Here is a 20,459-nt window from a genome sequence, read left to right as displayed (position 1 = left end):
TGCACTGAGTTATTTTTGTGCTTTTCAAGCAAACCAATAAAATAAATCAAAAAAATTATAGCTTGATCACTTTAATTTCTTCTTCAGCCTCTGCATTTGGTGCAGCCTGAGTCTGTGCTTCTTGAGTAGGTGCTGTGTTGGTGGCTGCTGGGGCTACATGCTGTGAAGGCGCGCTTAATGGTGCTTGATAGATAGGCACGGCATGGTCACTTTGTCCTGTAATCACTTCTTTGGTTTCCTGAATTTTAGTATTTACATTGTTGGCAAGTTGCTGCCCAGTATGTTTGGCTTGAGCCGCACCCTGACTGCCCAATTGTTTGGCGTTGTCTAAAGCTTGATGTGCCGATGGGCGAATTTTTTCAATACCTTTTTCGGTTACTTCACCGACTTTTTGTGCTGCCTGAATCACACCTTCCTGAGTTTTATATGCCCAAACATGTAAGAGGTTTGGATTGTCTGCATAAGGCTGAATTGGTTTATTACTTTGAGTTTGTGCAGCACTACTTTGTGCCCACACCGAAGCACTACTGAACAATAGTCCAATACAAATGCTGATATTGATCTTTTTCATTGTGCTGTGCCTCTTAGGATGCCGAATACTGGTCGTTGAAAGGTTTTGAATGGAATGTACTGCATTGTATAAAGCCTAGATGATCTGCAGTGTTTATTTTTCGCAAGTATGATGTATTTTTAGGTGAAATTTACAGTGTTTGAAACTTTAAAATATTTGAAATTATGGCAGCATTTCAGGCTTAAAGAAGAAGACCCACATAAAATTGTGGGTCTTGTTACTCTGGAGAGTTTTTAAAGCAGGGCAGCAATGGCTACACTGCTTTTATCATCTTAGTTTGAAATATCAAGTGATGCTGCATTTATATTGAAAGTCCAACAATCTTGCTACATCAAGATACATTCAAAGCTGTTTTTAGCTTAGTTGCATTGTGCAAGCGCATCTTTATGAAAATGGTTGCGTAGGGTAATAAAGTTTTTTTGCACGGTTGCATCATGTAAGTCAAAGTGAGTTGCTATGCTAGTCCCATCTTGTGCAAATGTTGCAGAACCAGCTGAAATTAATGCATTGCCTTTAAATGCCCATTGTTCAATAGAACGACCTGCTTGCAGTGTGCCTGTAAATTCGATCACGCATTTATCAATAAATTTTGTGAGTTTGGCGCTGTTATTGACAGTGTCTGGGTAAACTTCAATGTTTTTCACTTCTTGTAAAACACCTGCTGTGAGCTGTGAAATGACAGGTGCAGAAGTACACGCACTAAGAGAAAGGCAAGTTAAACCCGATAAAATGAGTGTTTTAAGTTTCATAAGCTCGTTTTCTTGTTGAGTGTTGTTAGGTTGAGTATAGGGAACTGATATTAAGTTTTCTAGAAATAATTATTTCTCGATAACTGTAAAATTGACGTCTTGATTGTTTAGCTTAATCAGTATTCTCTCTCCTTTCAATGTCGGTTCAGATTTAAGTAAGAAAAGGCCACTGTTAAGAACTAAATCGTGAAGATTTTTAAATCCATATTCGAGTTTGATCTTTTTGTTAGAATCAGGGAATTTATTTAAAATGATTGCTGCGATGGTTGTAAGAGAAATCCACCCATTATTTTTATGGTTATTTTCAATTTGAGTCTTAATTTCTTGGTAGATTTCATCTACTGGAAAAATAAAATGTGTTTTGAATAAGTTGGATTTTAAGTATGAAATTTGAGCATCTATTCCTGTTTGTGCAGTTAAACAATATTGCTCGAATTGATCTAAAAAGGGTTTATGTTTTTTCTCTAATAATAATAAAAAGTCTATAGCATTATGGCATTCATCAAGCACTGATAAGTTAAACTTTTCTTGAAAGTGATGTGTTACGAAATTACGATCTGCAACAAACTCTTGTAATTGAGAGTTTAGTTGCTGATAACTACATTCGGATAAATTAAATTCTACTCTCATATCAATACGAATAGAATTTTTAACATCGTTTGCAATTGAGTTTTCATCTTGCTGTGTACGGATGAAAAGAGAACTCAAAGCTTTAGAGCTCAATCCACCTAATGTGTGATTATTGACTAATGGTTCTGTGATTAAAGGAGCTGAGTTTTTTTCAAAGCTGATAGACCGATTGAGTTTTAATAAAGACTTTAATCGCATTTCTACGGTTTGGAAGCGAATAAGTTGCTTTCCAAGTAATATAAAGATTTTATCTCTGCATTCTTCGATATTTTGCATAATAAATTTTATTAAAAAACCCCACTCATTTATAGCGGGGTTTCTTTTAACTTACAAGCAATTAAGACTTTAGTGCTGCAACACACTTACATCTGCAACACGTGTAAATAAATCACGTAATTGCGCGAGTAAACGCAAGCGGTTAGCTTTCAACTCAGCATCATCAGCCATCACCATGACACTGTCAAAGAAGGCATCAATAGGCGCACGTAATGCAGCCAATTGAGAGAGTGCAGTGGTGTAGTCTTTTGCTGCCAATAATGGCTCAACCACAGGTGTGATTTTTGCAAGTTCAGCGAATAGTGCTTTTTCTGCATCTTCCACCAAGTTAGCTTCAATGACGCTTCCTTCAGGTGCGGTTTCTTTGGCTAAAATGTTGGCAACACGCTTGTTTGCAGCAGCCAATGCAGCCGCTTCAGGCAAGGCACGGAAGTGATTTACCGCATTCACACGTTTATCAAAATCTAGTGGAGATTTTGGTGATAAAGCTTGAACAGCTTGAATCACATCTACTGCAACGCCTTGGTCTTCGTATTTCGCACGGTAACGACCTTCAAGGAATGCAACAGCATCTGCCAAAGTCTTGTCGTGATCTTTTAATACATCGCCATAAGCAGCCAATGCCAGCTTGATCAGGTCTTCGATAGATACATCAAGTTCATTTTCAGTCACTAGACGCAGGATACCAATGGCAGAACGACGTAGCGCAAATGGGTCTTTAGAACCTGTAGGTGCCTGACCAATACCGAAAATACCAGTTAAAGTATCTAGACGATCCGCAAGGGCAATCGTTGTACCCGTTTTGGTTTTAGGCAGAACGTCACCCGCGAATTTAGGTAAGTATTGTTCACCCAGTGCTTCTGCAACTTCGTCATTTTCACCTTCAAGACGTGCGTAGTAAGTTCCCGCAATCCCTTGAAGTTCTGGGAATTCACCCACCAATTCAGAGGTTAAGTCGCATTTTGCAAGTAAAGCAGCTTTTTCAGCATCTTGTGGATTTGCACCCGTAATTGGCGCCAAAGCAACAGCCAGTTTGGCAATACGTTCAGATTTGTTCCACAGCGTACCCAATTGCGCTTGGAAAACCATGTTGGCCAATTTTTCTTTGCGTGATGCAAGTGGTTGTTTTTGGTCTTGCAAGAAGAAGAATTCAGCATCGGACAAACGTGGGCGCACCACTTTTTCATTACCTTCAATAATTTGAGTCGGGTCTTTAGACTCAATATTGGAAACAGTAATGAAGTAAGGTTGAAGTTTATTGTCAGCATTCACCAAACAGAAATACTTTTGGTTGTCCTGCATAGTGGTAATTAACGCTTCTTGCGGCACAGCAAGGAAACGCTCTTCAAAGCTGGCACGTAGTGCAACAGGCCATTCAACCAATGCAGTCACTTCATCACGTAGGTCGCTAGGCACAATCGCAATTGCATTAACTTCATCTGCCAACGCTTTTACTTGTTGGTCGATTATTCCTTGACGTTCTTCAAAAGAAGCAATGACTTTAGCCGTACGTAACGCATCTAAATATTCATTGGCGTGTTGTAGTGTGATTGCTTCAGGGGCATGGAAGCGGTGACCATAAGTCACATTAGCTGCCTGATGATCTTGAATCGTGGCTTCAACCACGGTGTTGTCTTTGAGCAACACCACCCATTTAACAGGACGCACAAATTCAGTACGGCTTGCGGCAGAGCGCATGCGTTTTGCAATTGGCAGATTGTCCAACGCAGTTTGTAGAATTTGTGGCAACAATGCATCAAGGCTTTGACCTTTCACATCTTTTAGGTAGCAGACTTTTTCAACTTTACCTGCTAGGAAAGTAGAAACCTGATCAACCGTAATACCTTGACCGCGCATAAAGCCTTCCAGAGCTTTGGTCGGTTTGCCTTCGGCATCATAGGCGGCTTGAACAGCAGGACCATCAAAACGTTTTTGGGTGTCTGCTTGCGCACCATCTACATTGACAATTTTAAGTGCCAAGCGACGTGGCGCTGCATAGGCTTCAATTGCATCAAAAGCTAAGCCTGCATCTTTTAAACCTTTTTCAGTTTCTGCAAGTAAGGCATCGCGTAAGGTTTTTAAGCTTTTCGGTGGGAGTTCTTCGCAACCGAGTTCAAATAAAACTGTATGTTTAGACATTATTTGCTTTCCTCAGTATTTTGCGCTTTGGCTTCCGCTTCAACCTGTGCTTTTAACTGCGCCAAGACTTCATCACGTAAATGCGGTTCAGCCATTGGGAAACCTAGTTTTGCTCGTGCGGCTACATAACTTTGAGCAATAGAACGTGCTAAGGTACGTACACGTAAAATATAACGCTGACGCTCAGTCACAGAAATTGCACCACGCGCATCGAGCAAGTTAAAGCAGTGAGATGCTTTAATCACTTGTTCATACGCAGGTAATGGTAATTCTGCTGCAATTAAACGGCTTGCTTCTACTTCATAGAAGTCAAACAGTTCAAACATTTTATCAACAGGCGCATATTCAAAGTTATAGGTCGATTGTTCAACTTCATTTTGATGGAACACATCGCCATACGTCACGGTACCAAACTGTCCTTTAGTCCAAACCAAGTCGTAAACTGAGTCTACACCTTGCAAGTACATTGCAAGACGCTCAAGACCGTAAGTGATTTCGCCTGTTACAGGGTAGCATTCAACACCACCGACTTGTTGGAAGTAAGTGAACTGAGTCACTTCCATACCATTTAACCATACTTCCCAACCTAAGCCCCAAGCGCCGAGTGTTGGAGATTCCCAGTTATCTTCTACAAAGCGAATGTCATGCACCAATGGGTCAATTCCAATCGCTTTTAAAGAATCTAAATACAACTGTTGGATGTTGTCTGGGTTTGGTTTCAGCACTACCTGAAATTGATAGTAGTGTTGTAAGCGGTTCGGATTTTCGCCATAACGACCATCCTTAGGACGACGTGACGGTTGAACGTATGCTGCATTCCATGTTTCTGGACCTAAAGCACGTAGGAAGGTTGCGGTGTGGAATGTCCCTGCACCCATTTCCATATCGTAAGGTTGTAAAACGACGCAGCCTTGCTCCGCCCAGTAGTTTTGTAAGGCAAGAATTAAGCCTTGAAAGGTATCAATATGCGATATGGCGCGACTCATGGTCATCCACTTAAAATTAGAGAAAAATTGTGCTCAATTATAAGGATTTTGAGGTGTGCTGGCAAAGGTTAAAGCACAACTAGCGGCTGGTGGTTTGGGGTTTTACAAATTCACTGATAAATGAAAGATATAAAACAAATACATCATTACTAAATGATTGCCTTATAATCTTGTCCAATTGTCACCACTGGATTGCCTGCCCGTGTTTCATTCACAACTAGACTGGCTAAATACACTTAAACCAAATTTCAAAGTTTTGCCTTTGAAAGAAAGGTTGCTGTGTGGGTTGGGGGCGTTGCTGGGTTTGGCACTATCTTCACTGATCAGTTGGTGGGTATTGGGCGATATTAATGCATGGTATATCGCACCAATGGGTGCATCTTCAGTGTTGTTGTTTGCTGTGCCTGCAAGTCCTTTGGCGCAGCCGTGGAATATTGTAGTTGGGAACAGCATTGCAGCAATTATGGGCGTGAGCTGTGCTTTATATATTCCAAATTTAACAGAAGCCTTTAGTGTGGCGGTGGCTTTATCTATTTTCTTGATGATGACCACCGATTCGCTGCATCCACCGAGTGGGGCAGTGGCCATTACCGCAGTGCTTGGCGGAGATGCCGTACGTGAACTGGGTTATCACTTTATCTTTTATCCTGTGCTGCTCAATTCAGTTTTGCTGCTGGTGATTGCAATCGTATTTAACCGCATGATTGGCAAGCCTTATCCTCAAGCGCCACAGTTTAATCAACGTACCCAAGACCCAACACCTACTCAAAAAGCCACTATTCAGCCGCAAGATATTCAAGATGTTTTAGATGCACAAACCCAGTTGCTAGATATTAGTGAATACGACTTACAAAAAATCATTTTAGAAGCACAGCACAAAGCCAGTAAACGACAAACTCAAGCACTGACTTGTGCTGATATTATGAGTAAAGATGTGGTTAGTTTGCAGCAAGATGAGGATATTCACAGTGCTTTAGAAAAATTCAAACACATGAATTTAATGAGTTTGCCAGTCATTGATACAGAACAACATTTGGTGGGAACTTTGGCATTGTATGAAGTGGTGGAATGGTTTAAACACGCAACAGACTTGCCTTATAGCTGGAAACATCAAGTAAAGCATATCATGTTGCGCCAAGTGGTCACGGTGCAACCGCAACAAAGTATTCAAGACCTTGTGCCGTACTTTGTCGAGCGTTCTTTTAACTATATTCCTGTGGTAGATCAGCAGCGTTTGGTGGGGATTATTAGCCGTGCCGACATGATTGCCGTCTTGAATCAACAGCTTGCTGTAAAGACGAATTGATTGACTCACATTGTCGATGCGAATTCAACACGCTTCAATTCTGAAAACACTGAACTGTTATGACACTCTGAAATATGGTGCAGGTTGAAAGGCAAAAAAAAGCTACGATGCTTGGGGGAGCAATCGTAGCGAAAAAGAAGAAAGTTGTGTGAATAGGGTGGTGTCTACGAGTGAATCGGTAAACGATTAAAACCTATAAATCTTAGATGTGGTCAGTCTTTAAAATTTCAATACTATTTATCGGTCTTGATCAGGATTGACTGTGCGCACAGGTCTTGTGTAGCCCTGAGTATAGTTTGCTGTATTCGACTGGTTCTGTTTAGGAATCACCAACCACAACACCAAATACACCAAAATGCCAGGAAAGGCAGCGCTCATCACGGAAACAATCACAAAAATTAAGCGCAGTAAATTTGCGTTCCAACCAAAACGTTCAGCAATACCACCCATAACCCCAGCAATCATATTTGAGCGGTTTGAGCGATATAAACCAACATTGGCCATCTAATTCTCCTTAAGAGATCTAAAATTCAAAATAAATACAGGCTGATGTTTAGCTTCACAGCACATCATCTATATATAAAATAAAAATGGTGATGCACTTGGGTTTTTAAAGGGCGGTAAGCAAGGCAATTAGTAAAGTTATGTAACATTTGGTGTTGCTTAAACCAGCATCCACCTAAAATATCCTAAAGAAGCGATGGGCAGAGTAAGCGCTTGACCACAAAGGATTGAGGAAAAGCATGGCTTACATCGAGCTGCCTATTCAGTGGTTTGAATAGGACTGAGTATTCAGTCTGGTCACTCTATATGAGGGATAGTGTGTCAGCTAAATCAAATATTTGCGCAGTTTCAATATGGAGTGCATTGGCATTGCTTGGATGCGATGACTCACAACTTGAGCAAGCTGCAGTGCAAAAATATACAGAACAGGCAGAAACCAAAAGACTGACTGAGGTGGCAGGGCAGGCAACCGCACCCATACAAACGGCTGCAACGGAACATCATATTCCCGAGAATCATCTAACTTATGTGGGACGCTATACCATTCAGATTAGCTGTGAAGATAAGTTTGTTATGTGCGAACGCGGAACAGTCGATTATATTCTGACCTTATTGCCTGATGGGACAGCGCATCGTATTTTTGTCAATGCGGGGCAAATCAGTTATGACAATGAAAAAAAATACCGCAAAGACTTATGGTTCTATGATGAAGACGCGCATCAAATTGTGGTGGCACGCGCCTCTGGGGTGAACTTTTACTATAATGTTGATCAAGATCATAATTTAATTATGGATAAAAACAAAATTGCGATTGCGACAGAAAATAATCGTGAATACTTTAAAACCAATCCCTTACCTTCGCAAAATTATCATTTAATCAGAGCAAGTTAATTGTTGATTCAACTCAATTCTTAGCCCATGAGTGAAAAACTTTTGGGCTTTTGTTTTTTTACATCAAGTTTTTCTTTGGGATGTGTAAAGCATGATTTATCAATGATGGCACATCTTCTACAACTGAATGGAGCAGGGTGTAGTGGATAAAAGTGTTAGTCAAATAGGGCAGAATACGGGAATTCTATAGTAAATTACGAAACTGCACGATCCACAGAACAGTGCTGTGATGACTGGTAATTTAAAGATTTTTTAGAAGGAATGGTGGGTCGTCCGCGATTCGAACGCGGGACCAACGGATTAAAAGTCCGCTGCTCTACCGACTGAGCTAACGACCCAGAGGAGTAAAAATGACGATGATCATTTTTAAAGTATCAACCTTGAAGAAGATGGTGGGTCGTCCGCGATTCGAACGCGGGACCAACGGATTAAAAGTCCGCTGCTCTACCGACTGAGCTAACGACCCATCTAAGGTTGATCAAGGAAATGGTGGGTCGTCCGCGATTCGAACGCGGGACCAACGGATTAAAAGTCCGCTGCTCTACCGACTGAGCTAACGACCCTGAACCAGCAATCAAGCAGGCTTGATTGTGAAGTGCAAGAAAAACCAGAGGGTTTTAAGCACCACTTCGTTTGATGGAGCGTATTGTAGCAAGATATGAAGCGAGCGCAAGTAAAAAATAAAAAAGTTGCCTATGTTTGATTATAAATGCAACAAATTTGTCGTATCTAATCAAAAAATAGGCAACATAGTGGCTTAGAAGCGATATTGATATTGTTGAATATTGTCGTAAATTTCTTGGGTCAGCTCGCAATAAGCAGATTGGTTTGGCAATAACACCAGAATTTTTTCATCACACTGTTTTAAATCAAAACCTTGAGTTTTCAGGGTGTTCTTCTGATATTTAAATGTACCTGTGGTTTGCATTTGCTTTTGAATGCGTAAAAAAACGGGTACTGCATAAGCGGGCATTGCTTTTTTAAACTCCACCAGCATTTGACGCAAGTCTTGTTCATCTAACTGGCAGCCTTCGTTTAAGGTAATCGCAGCCATACCTGCACGACCATTGGTATGTGGGATTTCAACGCCATACACGACAGCTTCAGCAATTTTTTCATAGTCACTGACAATGTTTTCTACTTCTGTGGTGGATACGTTCTCACCTTTCCAGCGGAAGGTATCACCTAAACGATCAACAAACTGTGCGTGACGGAAGCCAATGTCGCGGACTAAATCGCCCGTGTTAAAATAGGCATCGCCTTGTTTAAACACGTTTTGCATCATCACCGCCTTGTTTTTTTCAGGGTCGGTGTAGCCATCAAACGGTGAGCGACGGGTGATTTTTCCAATCAATAAGCCGACTTCGCCTTTTTTGACTTTCATGCATTTGCCTTTGGCATCGCGTACGGGTTCATTTTTTTCTTTATCAAACTGAATGACCGCATAAGGTGTCGGTGAAAAACCAACCGTGTTGTCAAAGTTAAACACATTGCTAAAGCCGACGTTGCCTTCGCTAGACGCATACAGTTCCAGAATTTCCTGAACGCCAAAGCGTGTTTTGAATTTGCTCCAAATATTAGGACGCATGCCATTGCCAATCATTTTGGTCACACGATGCCCACGCTCTAAATCAGAAGCAGGCGCATCCATTAAATAACGGCACAATTCGCCCACATAGCCAATCGCAGAGGCATTGAATTTGTGTACATCTTGCCAGAAGCATGAAGTGGAGTATTTTCTACGGATGGCAAAGGTGGCACTGCCTGCAATTACGCCACACCAGCACACCACAATACCTGTGGCATGGTACAGCGGCAGAGTGCAGTACATCACATCATCCTGATTTAAACCCAAGACATGACCATAGGTACCATAAGCCAACGTCCAACGGCTATTGGTGAAAATCACCGCTTTAGGTAAGCCTGTTGTACCTGAGGTATAGATATAAAACAGCCCATCTTTGCCCTGTACTGACTGTGTGGTGGCAGGGTTAAAGCTTGGGAATGATGCAATGCATTGCGCTAAATTTTGAAAACCTTCAGGGGCAGTGCCAGCATCGGTACGGGTATTTTGATCTGCAAACCAATACAGTCGATTTTCTGTAAGCTCAAGTTCTTGGCGAATATCGGCAACAGCTTGGCGACATTCTTCACCCACAATCACGGCAATTGGTTTGACTAAATTGATGCTGTGCGCCAAAACTTTGGCAACTTGTGCGGTATTGACTAAAGCCACGGTAACGCCAATTTTTGCTAAGCCAATGACACTGGCAATTAATTCAGGGCGATTTTCCAACATCACCGCAATGACATCACCTTTGCGTGCGCCAATGCTTAAATAGTAATGTGCAATTTGGTTAGCCCATGCGTTGAGCTGCAAATAGCTGTACTGCTGATCTTCAAACATCAAGGCACAACCATGCGGGTTACGATGCACGGCTTTTTCAAACGCAAGACCTAAGCCTGCAGGCGTATTGGGTGTGCGTAAATAGGCTTGCTTTAACCCTGTGATCAGGTGGGGCACTTTAGTCATAAACTGCGGAATTTTTGCCGCAACATCCGTTAAGCCAATTAAATCGCTTTTTGTCATCTGGTTCATAAGAATCCTGTTTTTGTCATCATCCGTTGCATCTGCAAAGCATCGCGTCTTGTTGTTTTGTAATCCCTAAGTCCTAGTGCAATCAACCTAATTTTTCAGCTTTGTTAGGTGTTTTTAGAAAAGCTGTTAAAAATCAAAAACACCTAAGTTCAAATTAGCTCGCTTAAATTTAAGTCAGCACCGCGTTGGCTCTAAAGTAGCAAAAAAAATCCAGCCATTAAAATGACTGGATTTTTTTATTCCGCTGCAAAAGTGCGAATTACGACTCAGTTGGCGGAGTTACTTTTTTAGGTGGACGGCCACGTGGACGACGCGGACGCGCAGTTTTCTCTTTCTCTGCTTTGTCCTGTTCAGATTCAGCAGTTTCGACTAGGTCGTCTACAGCCAATTCCGCTTGTACAGGTGCGACCACTTCAACGGCAGTTTCTTCTTGCGCTGCTGCAGTTTCAGTGACAGTTTGTGCAAGGTCGTCTTGCGCGTTCAACTCTGGCTGAGTAGCTTCAGTTGTAGCCACTGCTTCAGGGTTTACTTCTGTAGTTGCTTCGACTTCAGTGCTTACTGTTGCAGACGTTTCTACCGTAGAACTTGCTTCTACAGATCCTTCTGTAGCTGCCACAACGTCAGTCGTTGGCTCTGCTGCAGGTGTGCTTTCCGCTTCAGCTTTTTCTACTGCCTGTGCTTGCTTGGCTTGTTCCAATGCTTGCTCAGCAGCTTGTTTGGCTAAACGACGACGCTCACGCGGATCGTTGGCAACACGCTTATCTGACACTGGTTTTGGTGGTGTTAGGTCTAACACAGGTGCAGGCTCAGCTTCAGGAGCAGCTTTGGCAACTTCCACATCACGTGTGACAGGTTTTTTCTCTGCCACAGGCGCAGTGCTAACAAGGCTTGCAGCATACTCGTCAGTGAACTTCTGCAAAGCACGATTGAACGTTGGAATTAAACCAAACTGTTCAATCAGAACTGAACAATCTTCGCCATAGACGTGGCGAATCAGGCTACCAATGCTGTATTGCGCTAAAGTTGGCACCTGTGAAGGTGTTAACTTTGGTGCAGCTGCTTGCTGTGCTTGAGCTTCACGTTGCTGACGACGACGCTGACGCGGATCGTTGCTGGCACGTTTTGCAGGCGCAGTCGGTTGTGCTTGTACTTCCGCAGGTGCAGCTGTTTCTTCTGCAACAACTGGAGCAGCTTCTACCGCAGCAACAGCTTGAGTTGGTTCAGCAACCGTTTCAGGCACAGTTGCTTCTACTGCTGTGACTGGTTCAGCCGCTAATGGCGCAGCATTCAATGCCACAATTTCAGTTTGAGCCTGATCGACATTCACCACCAAAGCCGTTGTATTGAACTCTTGACGCGGTGCGTCAATTAACTCCACTTTCGGATGATTAGAAGCCACTGCCGTAGTCGTTGCTTGCTCATTCAATACGCTTGGGTCGCGGTGACGATTTGGGCGTTCTGGACGAGGTTGGTTGCGACGGTCACGACGTGGCACGGCATTTTGCTGCTGCTCATTGTTATTTTGAGCTTCTTGCTGCTGTGGTGCTTGGTCATTGTTGTGCTGACGACGAGAGTTGCGTTTGTTTTCACGCGCTTCCTGACGTTGCTCCTGACGCGACATCTGAACCACTTCTTCATGCACTTGATGTTGTTGATTATCGTGCTGAGTTTGCGGCTCACGTTGCTCTTTGTGCTTGTTATTGTTGTTGCTGTGACGCGGCTTTTTGTTGTTGTGACGCGGAGCAGGTTTGTCTTCACGTTCAGCAGATTTATCTGCAGAGTCACGTTCAGTTTTTTGTGCCACTGTCGATGGTGCAAGGTACACATTTTGACTGCTTGCAGCAGGGGCAGCAGATGCAGTTGCAATTTGACCAAACTGACCACGGCTCACAGCACCGCTATTCACCATTTGCTCGATGGCTGCTGCTGCATTGTTGGCACTACGTGCTTGATCAATGGTGCTGGCTTGCTTTTGAACAAACAGGTTTTCTAACCATGCACATGGGCTTGCAGCTGTTGTGGCTGCCGCAGGTGCAAGCTGCTGTTGTGCAGATGCTTTATTTTGCTGTGCTGCTTGTGGTTTTCTTGCAGAGGTTTTTTCAGCCGCAGGTGCAGCAGCGTGGCTGTGCGATTGATCTGCTTCTTCTAAATGCCATTCAGAAGATTCATAACCCAACTCTTTTTCGCTTGAACGGGTTGCTTCAGTACGTTCATAGCTGGTTGGTGCAAAACCTTCAGGATTATACGAAATTTCGTAATGTGGGGTTTCTAAGTGTGGGTGAGGTAATACAGTCACACGCACATTTGAAGTTTGCTCAAGGTAAACCAGACTGTGACGCTTTTCATTCAGTAAGAATGCTGCAATTTCAACAGGTACTTCGACTTGAACTTCACCATGACGTTCGCGTAGCGCAATTTCTTCCACTTTACGCATAATTGAAAGTGATAAAGAGCGTAGGTCACGTACCATACCTGTGCCATGACAGCGTGGGCAAACGTAGCCAGTCGCTTCTTCAAGTGATGGACGTAAGCGCTGACGGCTCATTTCCATTAAACCAAAACGGGATAATTGACCAAATTGAATGCGTGCGCGGTCACTTTGTGTCGCTTCACGAAGTTTGGCTTCAACCATACGTTGGTTGCGATCTTTGGACATGTCGATAAAGTCGATGACCACCAAACCACCGATGTCGCGTAAACGCAATTGACGCGCAATTTCTTCGGCAGCTTCAAGGTTGGTATTAAGCGCAGTATCTTCAACATCTTGACCACGGGTAGACTTAGCCGAGTTGATGTCAATTGAAACTAATGCTTCAGTTTGGTCAATGACAATTGAGCCGCCTGAAGGCAATTTAACTTCACGCTCATAAGCTGTTTGAATTTGGCTTTCGATACCAAAATGCGCGAATAGCGGCTCATTTAAAGTATAGGTTTTTAGCTTGTCTAACTGACGTGGCATCACGGCTTTTACGAAGTTATAGGCTTCGTTATAAGCTTGTTCTGAGTCAATTAAAATTTCGGCAACATCATCACGTAAGTAGTCACGAATCGCACGTGTCACCACACCTGCTTCTTGGTGTACCAACATTGGCGATGGACCAGAGCTTGCGGTGTTTTGAATTTGCGCCCAAAGGTCAAGCAAGTGTTGTAAATCAAGCTGTAATTCTTCTTGTGAACGACCAATGCCCGCAGTACGTACAATCACGCTCATGCCGCGTGGCACGTTTAAAGATGCCAACATTTCTTTGAGTTCTTCACGCACAGAACCTGAAATTTGACGACTGATACCGCCACCTTTCGGGTTATTTGGCATAAGCACTAAATAACGACCAGCCAAAGAAATGAAGGTAGAGAGCGCAGCACCTTTGTTGCCACGTTCTTCTTTTTCTACCTGTACCAAAAGCTCAGTGCCTTCAGTGATCAGTTCACGAATATTAGAAGTTTGGCGAGGGTCGGCTTTGTAATAAGAGTTTGCGATTTCACGCATCGACAGGAAGCCTTGGCGACCTGCACCGTATTCAACAAATACGGCTTCTAAAGAAGGTTCTACACGGGTCACATGACCTTTGTAGATATTCGATTTTTTTTGTTCACGGGTACGATTTTCTAAATCGAAATCGTAAAGACGCTGACCAGTGACAAGTGCAACGCGAATTTCTTCGGCATGTGTTGCATTAATCAACATACGTTTCATGGGTGTAACACCTAATAGTGATACACAGCAAAAAATCGCTAGACACGTAGCGAACATCAAGCATCACGGATCAACTGCTCAGATCTCAAAAAAACCAATTGTGGTCTGAGCTTTTTTTACCGGCCTTTTTGTGTGGGGCTGCGGTGTATGATTCACGTATTGATGATGGCAATACGGCTTTAACCTTTAAACGGATAAAGTCACCTGATCGCTTCACTGGCGGACGAGCGGTGTATTGGATGTGTGTAACTTTCACTGTCACATTGCTCGAAGATCATCTCTTCTTTCATAGATAGAGTGTCTTGATACGGAATTATCGTCGTATCTTTACAAATTGTGCAGATCCAATACATCAAACGCTTTAGCCTGAAGTGGTTTTCAGGGTGCGACTAATCTGATGTGTATCAGTTTACGTTTAAAAACCAACTAGAGTTGGCGACATATTTTTTCAGGCAAACTGATTTATGTACCTGAGGTACAATTAAACGCAACAGTTTGCTTTTTTGCCGATATAATAAGCCTTCGGCGTCGGCATAATTCTTTTGGGACCTGCTCGTATGTAGTGGGATGTTGGTTGATTGCTCTATTTCAGAAAAACCTGAAAAGATTCAACGTGAACCCACTGACGATGGTTTCCGTGCGCTGACTATATCAAACCTTGCATCATCTGCCTATGGGCTAAGCTTATGTTTCTTGTGTAAAGCATAGCCTAAATGATCAGTTTTTAATCAATTTTAGTATTTTATTAGGTCTCTTAACTGTATGAATTCTACCCAACAATGGCAAAGTGTCACTTGGTTTGAAGTGGATGAGCATCAAGCGGGTCAACGCATCGATAATTTTTTGTTTAGTCGTTTAAAAGGGGTGCCTAAAAGTCGCATCTATCGTTTGATTCGTGAAGGGCAGGTGCGGGTCAATAAAAAGCGCATTAAAGCAGAAACCAAACTGAATATTGGCGATCAAATTCGTGTGGCGCCGATTCGCTATGAACAAAAAGACGACAGTGCTGCTCCAATTTCAGACAAGGTGGCACAGGGTTTATTGAGCCGTGTGATTTATGAAGATGAAGGCTTGATGGTGGTGAATAAACCTTCGGGCATTGCAGTCCATGGCGGCAGTGGCGTTGCCTACGGGTTGATTGAAGGCTTACGTGCTGCGACAGGTAAAAAATATTTGGAATTGATTCACCGTATTGACCGTGATACTTCAGGCTTGGTGATGATTTCCAAAAAACGCAGTACCTTAAAAACCCTGCAAGATTTATTGCGCGAACATAAAATCCAAAAAACTTATGCTGCCATTGTCAAAGGGCAGGTGAGTTTGGATCAACAATTGATTGATGCGCCGTTGCATCGTTATGAATTGGCGAATGGCGAACGTCGTGTACGTGTGTCTAAAGAAGGTAAAGAGTCTAAAACCCAGTGGAATGTGGCTGAGCGTTTTATGCATGCAAGCTTGGTATATGCTTCGCCGTTGTCAGGACGTACCCATCAAATTCGTGTGCATGGTTTAAGCATTGGGCATCCGCTAGTAGGTGATGATAAATATGGTCATCAAACTGAATATCGGGGTCCTGCGCCACGTCGTTTGTGCTTACATGCCATGCGTTTGGAAATTCCAGGCTATCCTGTGATTGAAGCGCCTTTACCTGAAGATATGCAGAGTTTGGTGGCGCAGTTGAGAGCGCAAAAGGCGGATAAGCCGACGGCGCCACCTGAGTTTTAATTTTTGTAACTCTCTGTTGTGCGATAGCAGCTTGCTTCTTTTTAAAGATGAGGAACATTGTTTCGCAACAAGGAGATGAGGTTTTTAGGGGTAATTCACAGCCACATTTTATAGTTTTTAATTTAAATTTTTGGTGTATAGGCTATGCCTTACTTTTCAAAGATGAAAAGTAACAAAAAACTTTTGTTTCGCTGATGGAACATCTCTGTGCCACAGCGAAACGGCGACATCCATGTCGCCCTTCGCGTATCGAATATTTGTTGTGATATATGTGCTGATTCTTGGTCGTTTATCCTTTTGAGTTAAGGTAAAGCGAGGGAATTTAAAAGCCGAATCAAATTTAGGAACCTAATATGAATAAACCTGTAGAACTCATCATTTTTGATTGGGATGGCACCTTATTTAATTCCGTCGGTCAAATTGTGGCGAGTTTGCAGTTCGCAGCACAACAATTTCAGCAACCCCTGACCGATGCTGCGGCTAAAAGTATTATTGGTTTGGGTTTGCCTGAAGTGGCACAGCGTTTATTTCCTGAAGTGCCAGAGCTGCATCAAGCGATTTTGCAGTGCTATTCAGAACACTATGTCGAACACTCAAAAACCGATGCTTGGTTTGAGGGTGTGGCAGATATGCTCGATGAGTTGTCAGGTTTGGGACTGAAATTGGCAGTGGCAACAGGCAAAAGCCGTAAAGGTTTAGACCGAGTGTTGGCGCAAACCAAAAGTCAGGATTTGTTTGTGGCGACACGTGCTGCAAGTGAAACCAAATCTAAACCTGATCCTTTAATGTTGCAGGAAATTTTGAGCAGTACCGATGTGCAGGTCGAGCAAGCGATTATGGTGGGTGATACTTCTTACGATTTGGAAATGGCACAAAACATTGCCATGCCGCGTGTAGGCGTGAGTTATGGCGTGCATAGTGTAGAGGTGTTGCAGCGTTATCAGCCTTTAACCATTGCAGATGATGTGCCGAGTTTGCATGATTTTTTAGTGCAGCAATATCGTTTACGTCAGGCGAGTTAAACCCAGTAAAACAATTTAGATGAATTTGAAATTAGAGTAACTTGAAAAATTTCAGGTTGCTCTTTTTTTATGTACTTTTGGGAGCGTCATAAAAAGGCTTAGCTTTTAGTCTAAAGTTAGGATTAAGACATTTTAAGATTGCTGCGAATTGCCGAGTCAATGACTCGGAAAATAATGTCATAGCCTACAGACAACTGTTTTGCTTGCTTTTTATAAAAATAGATTAATAGCTAATAGCTATTGAAAAAAAGAAAATAAGTATTGGCATAAACCCGCCATTTTTCCGATTCTTAATCAGTTTACATACCTCTGAGCTGGATAGCTTGTCCTGAGAATGGACAAGATCGGGGTCATCATCCCTATTTTCTATTATTACCTTTCCAACATCTCGGGGTATATGCCCAATTTTTGCAGTTTAAGGAAACATTGATGTCGAATTCTGCTGTTGTTGAATCAGTTGCGCAAGCATTACGTACTGCCGAACTCTCTCAAACTGCGATTGCGCCAATCCGCCCAGAACTTGGTGGTGAAAGTGCTGACGTAGATATTGCCTATGCCGTTCAAGAAGTGAATACCGAACGTGCCTTAAAAGAAGGTCGTCGTTTGGTGGGGCGTAAAATTGGTTTGACCTCTAAAGTGGTTCAAGCACAACTGGGTGTAGATCAGCCTGACTTTGGCATGTTGTTTGCCGATATGGCTTATGGTGATGGTGAAGCGATTCCTGCAGGTTTGCTGATTCAGCCAAAAGTAGAAGCAGAAATTGCATTGGTGATTAACCAAGATCTAACCAAAGAAAAACACACGTATGCGGATATTATCAGCGCGACTGAATATGCCTTGCCTGCCATTGAAGTGGTCGATAGCCGTATTGAAAACTGGAAAATTAGTTTGATTGATACCGTGGCCGATAACGCATCTTCTGCTGCATTCGTTCTAGGTTCAAAACCAGTCAAGCTAGAAAAACTGGATTTGGTGAACTGCAAAATGGTGATGACCCGTGGTGAAGAAGTAGTTTCTCAAGGCGTGGGTAAAGCTTGTTTAGCAAATCCATTAAACGCTGCCGTGTGGTTAGCCGATGAAATGGTGCGCCGTGGTCGTCCATTGTTAAAAGGCGACATCATCTTAACTGGTGCTTTAGGTCCTATGGTTGTTGCACAGCCAGGTGAAGAATTTAAAGTCGAAATTGAAGGCTTTGGTTCAGTGACAGCTGCGTTTGCTGCGGAATAAATCGAGATTCTAAGAGAGTACATGCATGAAAAAGATTAAATGTGCAATGATTGGTCCAGGTAATATTGGTACAGATTTGCTTTATAAATTACAACGCAGTGAATGGTTAGAGCCTGTGTGGATGGTGGGAATTGACCCAACATCTGAAGGTCTAGCTCGTGCGGCAAAAATGGGTTTAAAAACCACAAGTGACGGTGTAGATGGTCTTCTTCCTCACGTACTTGAAGATGACATTAAAATTGCTTTTGATGCAACTTCCGCTTATGTGCATGCAGAAAACAGTCGCAAACTGAATGAACTTGGCGTGTTGATGATTGACTTAACGCCTGCAGCAATTGGCCCATTCTGCGTACCACCAGTGAACCTTGAAGCGTTGCTTGAAGCGGGCGAAGTGCCAAACGTCAACATGGTGACTTGTGGTGGTCAGGCAACAATTCCTATGGTGGCTGCAGTTTCTCGTGTTCAACCTGTGGAATACGGTGAAATTATTGCAACGGTATCAACTAAATCTGTGGGGCCGGGTACACGTAAAAACATTGATGAATTTACCCGTACCACTGCAGGCGCGATTGAAGAAGTTGGCGGTGCAAAACAAGGTAAAGCCATCATCATCATTAACCCAGCTGAACCACCATTAATGATGCGTGATACCGTTCACTGCTTGGTGGAAGGTGAGCCAGATCAGGCAGCGATTACAGCATCTGTGCATGCCATGATCAAAGAAGTGCAAAAATATGTACCGGGTTACAAACTTGTAAACGGCCCTGTTTTTGATGGCAACCGTGTTTCAATTTTCTTGGAAGTTGAAGGTTTGGGTGATTACTTGCCTAAATATGCAGGTAACCTAGACATTATGACTGCAGCGGCTGCACGTACTGCAGAAATGTTTGCAGAACACGTTTTCAAAACTGCTGAAGCTTAAGGAATACCAAAATGTCTAAGATTATTATTAATGATATGACTTTACGTGATGGTATGCACCCAATGCGCCATCAAACCACGCCAGAGCAAATGGTTGCGATTGCCACTGCTTTGGATGATGCAGGTGTGCCTTTAATTGAAGTCACACACGGTGATGGCTTAGGTGGTAACTCTGTGAACTATGGTTTTGCAGCCGCTACTGATGAAGAATATCTGAAAGCAGTGATTCCAAACCTGAAACAGGCAAAAGTTTCTGCACTATTACTGCCAGGTATTGGAACAGTTGATCATTTGAGAATGGCGCATGATGTAGGCGTGGCAACCATTCGTGTGGCGACACATTCGACTGAAGCAGACGTTTCTGAACAGCACATTACTGCAGCACGTAAACTGGGTATGGACACTGTGGGCTTCTTGATGATGGCGCACATGGCTTCTCCAGAAAAATTGCTCGAAGAAGCACAAAAAATGGTGTCTTACGGTGCAAACTGTATCTATGTAACAGATTCTGCAGGCTATATGTTGCCTCAAGATGTGACTGATCGCGTAGGTATTTTACGTGCCAACCTCGGCTCAGACATCGAAATTGGTTTCCATGGTCACCATAACTTGGGCATGGGCGTTGCGAACTCTGTATCGGCTGTGACCGCAGGTGCAACCCGTGTTGACTTGGCTTCGGCTGGTTTAGGTGCAGGCGCAGGTAATACACCACTTGAATTGTTTGTAGCGGTCGCAAACCGTATGCAAATGGAAACAGGTGTGGACTTGTTTAAAGTGCAAGATATTGCTGAAGACTTGATCATTCCAATGATGACGCATCAAATTCGTGCAGACCGTGATGCAGCAACTTTAGGTTATGCAGGTGTTTACTCATCGTTCCTATTGTTCGCAAAACGTGCCGAAGCAAAATATGGCGTATCTGCGCGTGAAATTCTACTTGAGCTTGGTCGTCGCGGTACGGTGGGCGGTCAGGAAGATATGATTGAAGACTTGGCATTGACTATGTCTAAAGCACGTGAAATGCAAGCCTAAGTTTTTAATATAAAGCAGGCTTGAATTAAGCACTCCAAATGCGTTTGGGGTGCTTTTTTATGCTGTGAAAGATGTAAAACGTGCTGAATTTTGTGCTGATTAAAATGTTTTTCTTATAAGTTCGGTTTATAGAAAATAACGCTAACACATGGGTTTAAAGTTAAAAAAGATTAATCCTTCACATGAT

15 protein-coding genes and 3 tRNA genes are annotated in these 20,459 nt (G+C 42.9%); 7 read left to right on the top strand and 11 right to left on the bottom strand.

Annotated features, from left to right (window positions below):
• Positions 1-55 precede the first annotated feature (55 nt).
• From HX743_RS04750 to glyQ, 5 genes are all read right to left on the bottom strand, one after another.
• On the bottom strand, positions 56-571 hold the full coding sequence (locus tag HX743_RS04750; protein WP_178318636.1) for a hypothetical protein: 516 nt from the start codon (positions 569-571) through the stop codon (positions 56-58).
• A 359-nt stretch (positions 572-930) separates the two neighbouring features.
• Positions 931-1,320 carry a hypothetical protein gene (locus HX743_RS04745; RefSeq protein ID WP_178318635.1) on the bottom strand — a complete coding sequence of 130 codons (390 nt, stop codon included), beginning with the start codon at positions 1,318-1,320 and terminating at the stop codon, positions 931-933.
• Between the two features lie 69 nt (positions 1,321-1,389).
• Complete coding sequence (locus HX743_RS04740; protein ID WP_178318634.1) at positions 1,390-2,226, bottom strand: hypothetical protein; 837 nt, start codon at positions 2,224-2,226, stop codon at positions 1,390-1,392.
• A gap of 69 nt (positions 2,227-2,295) precedes the next feature.
• A complete protein-coding gene (gene glyS / locus HX743_RS04735) occupies positions 2,296-4,365 on the bottom strand; it encodes a glycine--tRNA ligase subunit beta (protein ID WP_178318633.1) in 2,070 nt (689 codons plus the stop codon).
• A complete protein-coding gene (gene glyQ, locus HX743_RS04730; protein ID WP_019836027.1) occupies positions 4,365-5,351 on the bottom strand; it encodes a glycine--tRNA ligase subunit alpha in 987 nt (328 codons plus the stop codon). The genes glyS and glyQ overlap by 1 nt, the downstream gene beginning before the upstream one ends.
• Positions 5,352-5,553: 202 nt before the next feature.
• On the opposite strand from glyQ, the gene HX743_RS04725 reads away from it, so the two are divergent.
• On the top strand, positions 5,554-6,657 hold the full coding sequence (locus HX743_RS04725) for an HPP family protein (protein WP_178318632.1): 1,104 nt from the start codon (positions 5,554-5,556) through the stop codon (positions 6,655-6,657).
• Positions 6,658-6,894: 237 nt separating this feature from the next.
• On the opposite strand, the gene HX743_RS04720 is transcribed toward HX743_RS04725, so the two are convergent.
• Complete coding sequence (locus HX743_RS04720; RefSeq protein ID WP_004976022.1) at positions 6,895-7,161, bottom strand: PspC domain-containing protein; 267 nt, start codon at positions 7,159-7,161, stop codon at positions 6,895-6,897.
• Between the two features lie 318 nt (positions 7,162-7,479).
• On the opposite strand from HX743_RS04720, the gene HX743_RS04715 reads away from it, so the two are divergent.
• The gene (locus HX743_RS04715) at positions 7,480-8,052 is read left to right on the top strand and encodes a hypothetical protein (protein ID WP_178318631.1); all 573 of its coding nucleotides are present in this window, start codon (positions 7,480-7,482) and stop codon (positions 8,050-8,052) included.
• A 262-nt stretch (positions 8,053-8,314) separates the two neighbouring features.
• On the opposite strand, the gene HX743_RS04710 is transcribed toward HX743_RS04715, so the two are convergent.
• From HX743_RS04710 to HX743_RS04690, 5 genes are all read right to left on the bottom strand, one after another.
• Positions 8,315-8,390 (bottom strand) — tRNA-Lys (locus HX743_RS04710).
• 52 nt (positions 8,391-8,442) lie between these two features.
• A tRNA-Lys gene (locus HX743_RS04705) sits at positions 8,443-8,518 on the bottom strand.
• A 21-nt stretch (positions 8,519-8,539) separates the two neighbouring features.
• Positions 8,540-8,615: transfer RNA gene (locus HX743_RS04700), tRNA-Lys, on the bottom strand.
• 194 nt (positions 8,616-8,809) lie between these two features.
• A complete protein-coding gene (locus HX743_RS04695) occupies positions 8,810-10,651 on the bottom strand; it encodes a long-chain-acyl-CoA synthetase (RefSeq protein WP_178318630.1) in 1,842 nt (613 codons plus the stop codon).
• A 259-nt stretch (positions 10,652-10,910) separates the two neighbouring features.
• Positions 10,911-14,345, bottom strand: a complete 3,435-nt coding sequence (locus HX743_RS04690; RefSeq protein ID WP_178318629.1) for an Rne/Rng family ribonuclease — start codon at positions 14,343-14,345, stop codon at positions 10,911-10,913.
• Between the two features lie 762 nt (positions 14,346-15,107).
• On the opposite strand from HX743_RS04690, the gene HX743_RS04685 reads away from it, so the two are divergent.
• From HX743_RS04685 to dmpG, 5 genes are all read left to right on the top strand, one after another.
• On the top strand, positions 15,108-16,070 hold the full coding sequence (locus HX743_RS04685; protein ID WP_178318628.1) for an RluA family pseudouridine synthase: 963 nt from the start codon (positions 15,108-15,110) through the stop codon (positions 16,068-16,070).
• 353 nt (positions 16,071-16,423) lie between these two features.
• Positions 16,424-17,092 (top strand): HAD-IA family hydrolase, encoded by a 669-nt coding sequence (locus HX743_RS04680; protein ID WP_178318627.1) that lies wholly within the window; start codon positions 16,424-16,426, stop codon positions 17,090-17,092.
• A gap of 429 nt (positions 17,093-17,521) precedes the next feature.
• The gene (locus HX743_RS04675) at positions 17,522-18,319 is read left to right on the top strand and encodes a 2-keto-4-pentenoate hydratase (RefSeq protein WP_178318626.1); all 798 of its coding nucleotides are present in this window, start codon (positions 17,522-17,524) and stop codon (positions 18,317-18,319) included.
• Positions 18,320-18,344: 25 nt separating this feature from the next.
• Positions 18,345-19,241: an acetaldehyde dehydrogenase (acetylating) gene (locus tag HX743_RS04670; RefSeq protein ID WP_004976037.1), complete on the top strand. Its 897-nt coding sequence runs from the start codon at positions 18,345-18,347 to the stop codon at positions 19,239-19,241.
• A gap of 11 nt (positions 19,242-19,252) precedes the next feature.
• On the top strand, positions 19,253-20,272 hold the full coding sequence (gene dmpG, locus HX743_RS04665; RefSeq protein ID WP_178318625.1) for a 4-hydroxy-2-oxovalerate aldolase: 1,020 nt from the start codon (positions 19,253-19,255) through the stop codon (positions 20,270-20,272).
• The last annotated feature ends 187 nt before the right edge of the window (positions 20,273-20,459 follow it).

Source organism: Acinetobacter sp. Swhac1 (assembly GCF_013390985.1).
Classification (GTDB): domain Bacteria; phylum Pseudomonadota; class Gammaproteobacteria; order Pseudomonadales; family Moraxellaceae; genus Acinetobacter; species Acinetobacter towneri.
Note: the sequence above shows the minus strand (reverse complement) of the source record. Positions and strands in the feature narration are given on the sequence as shown.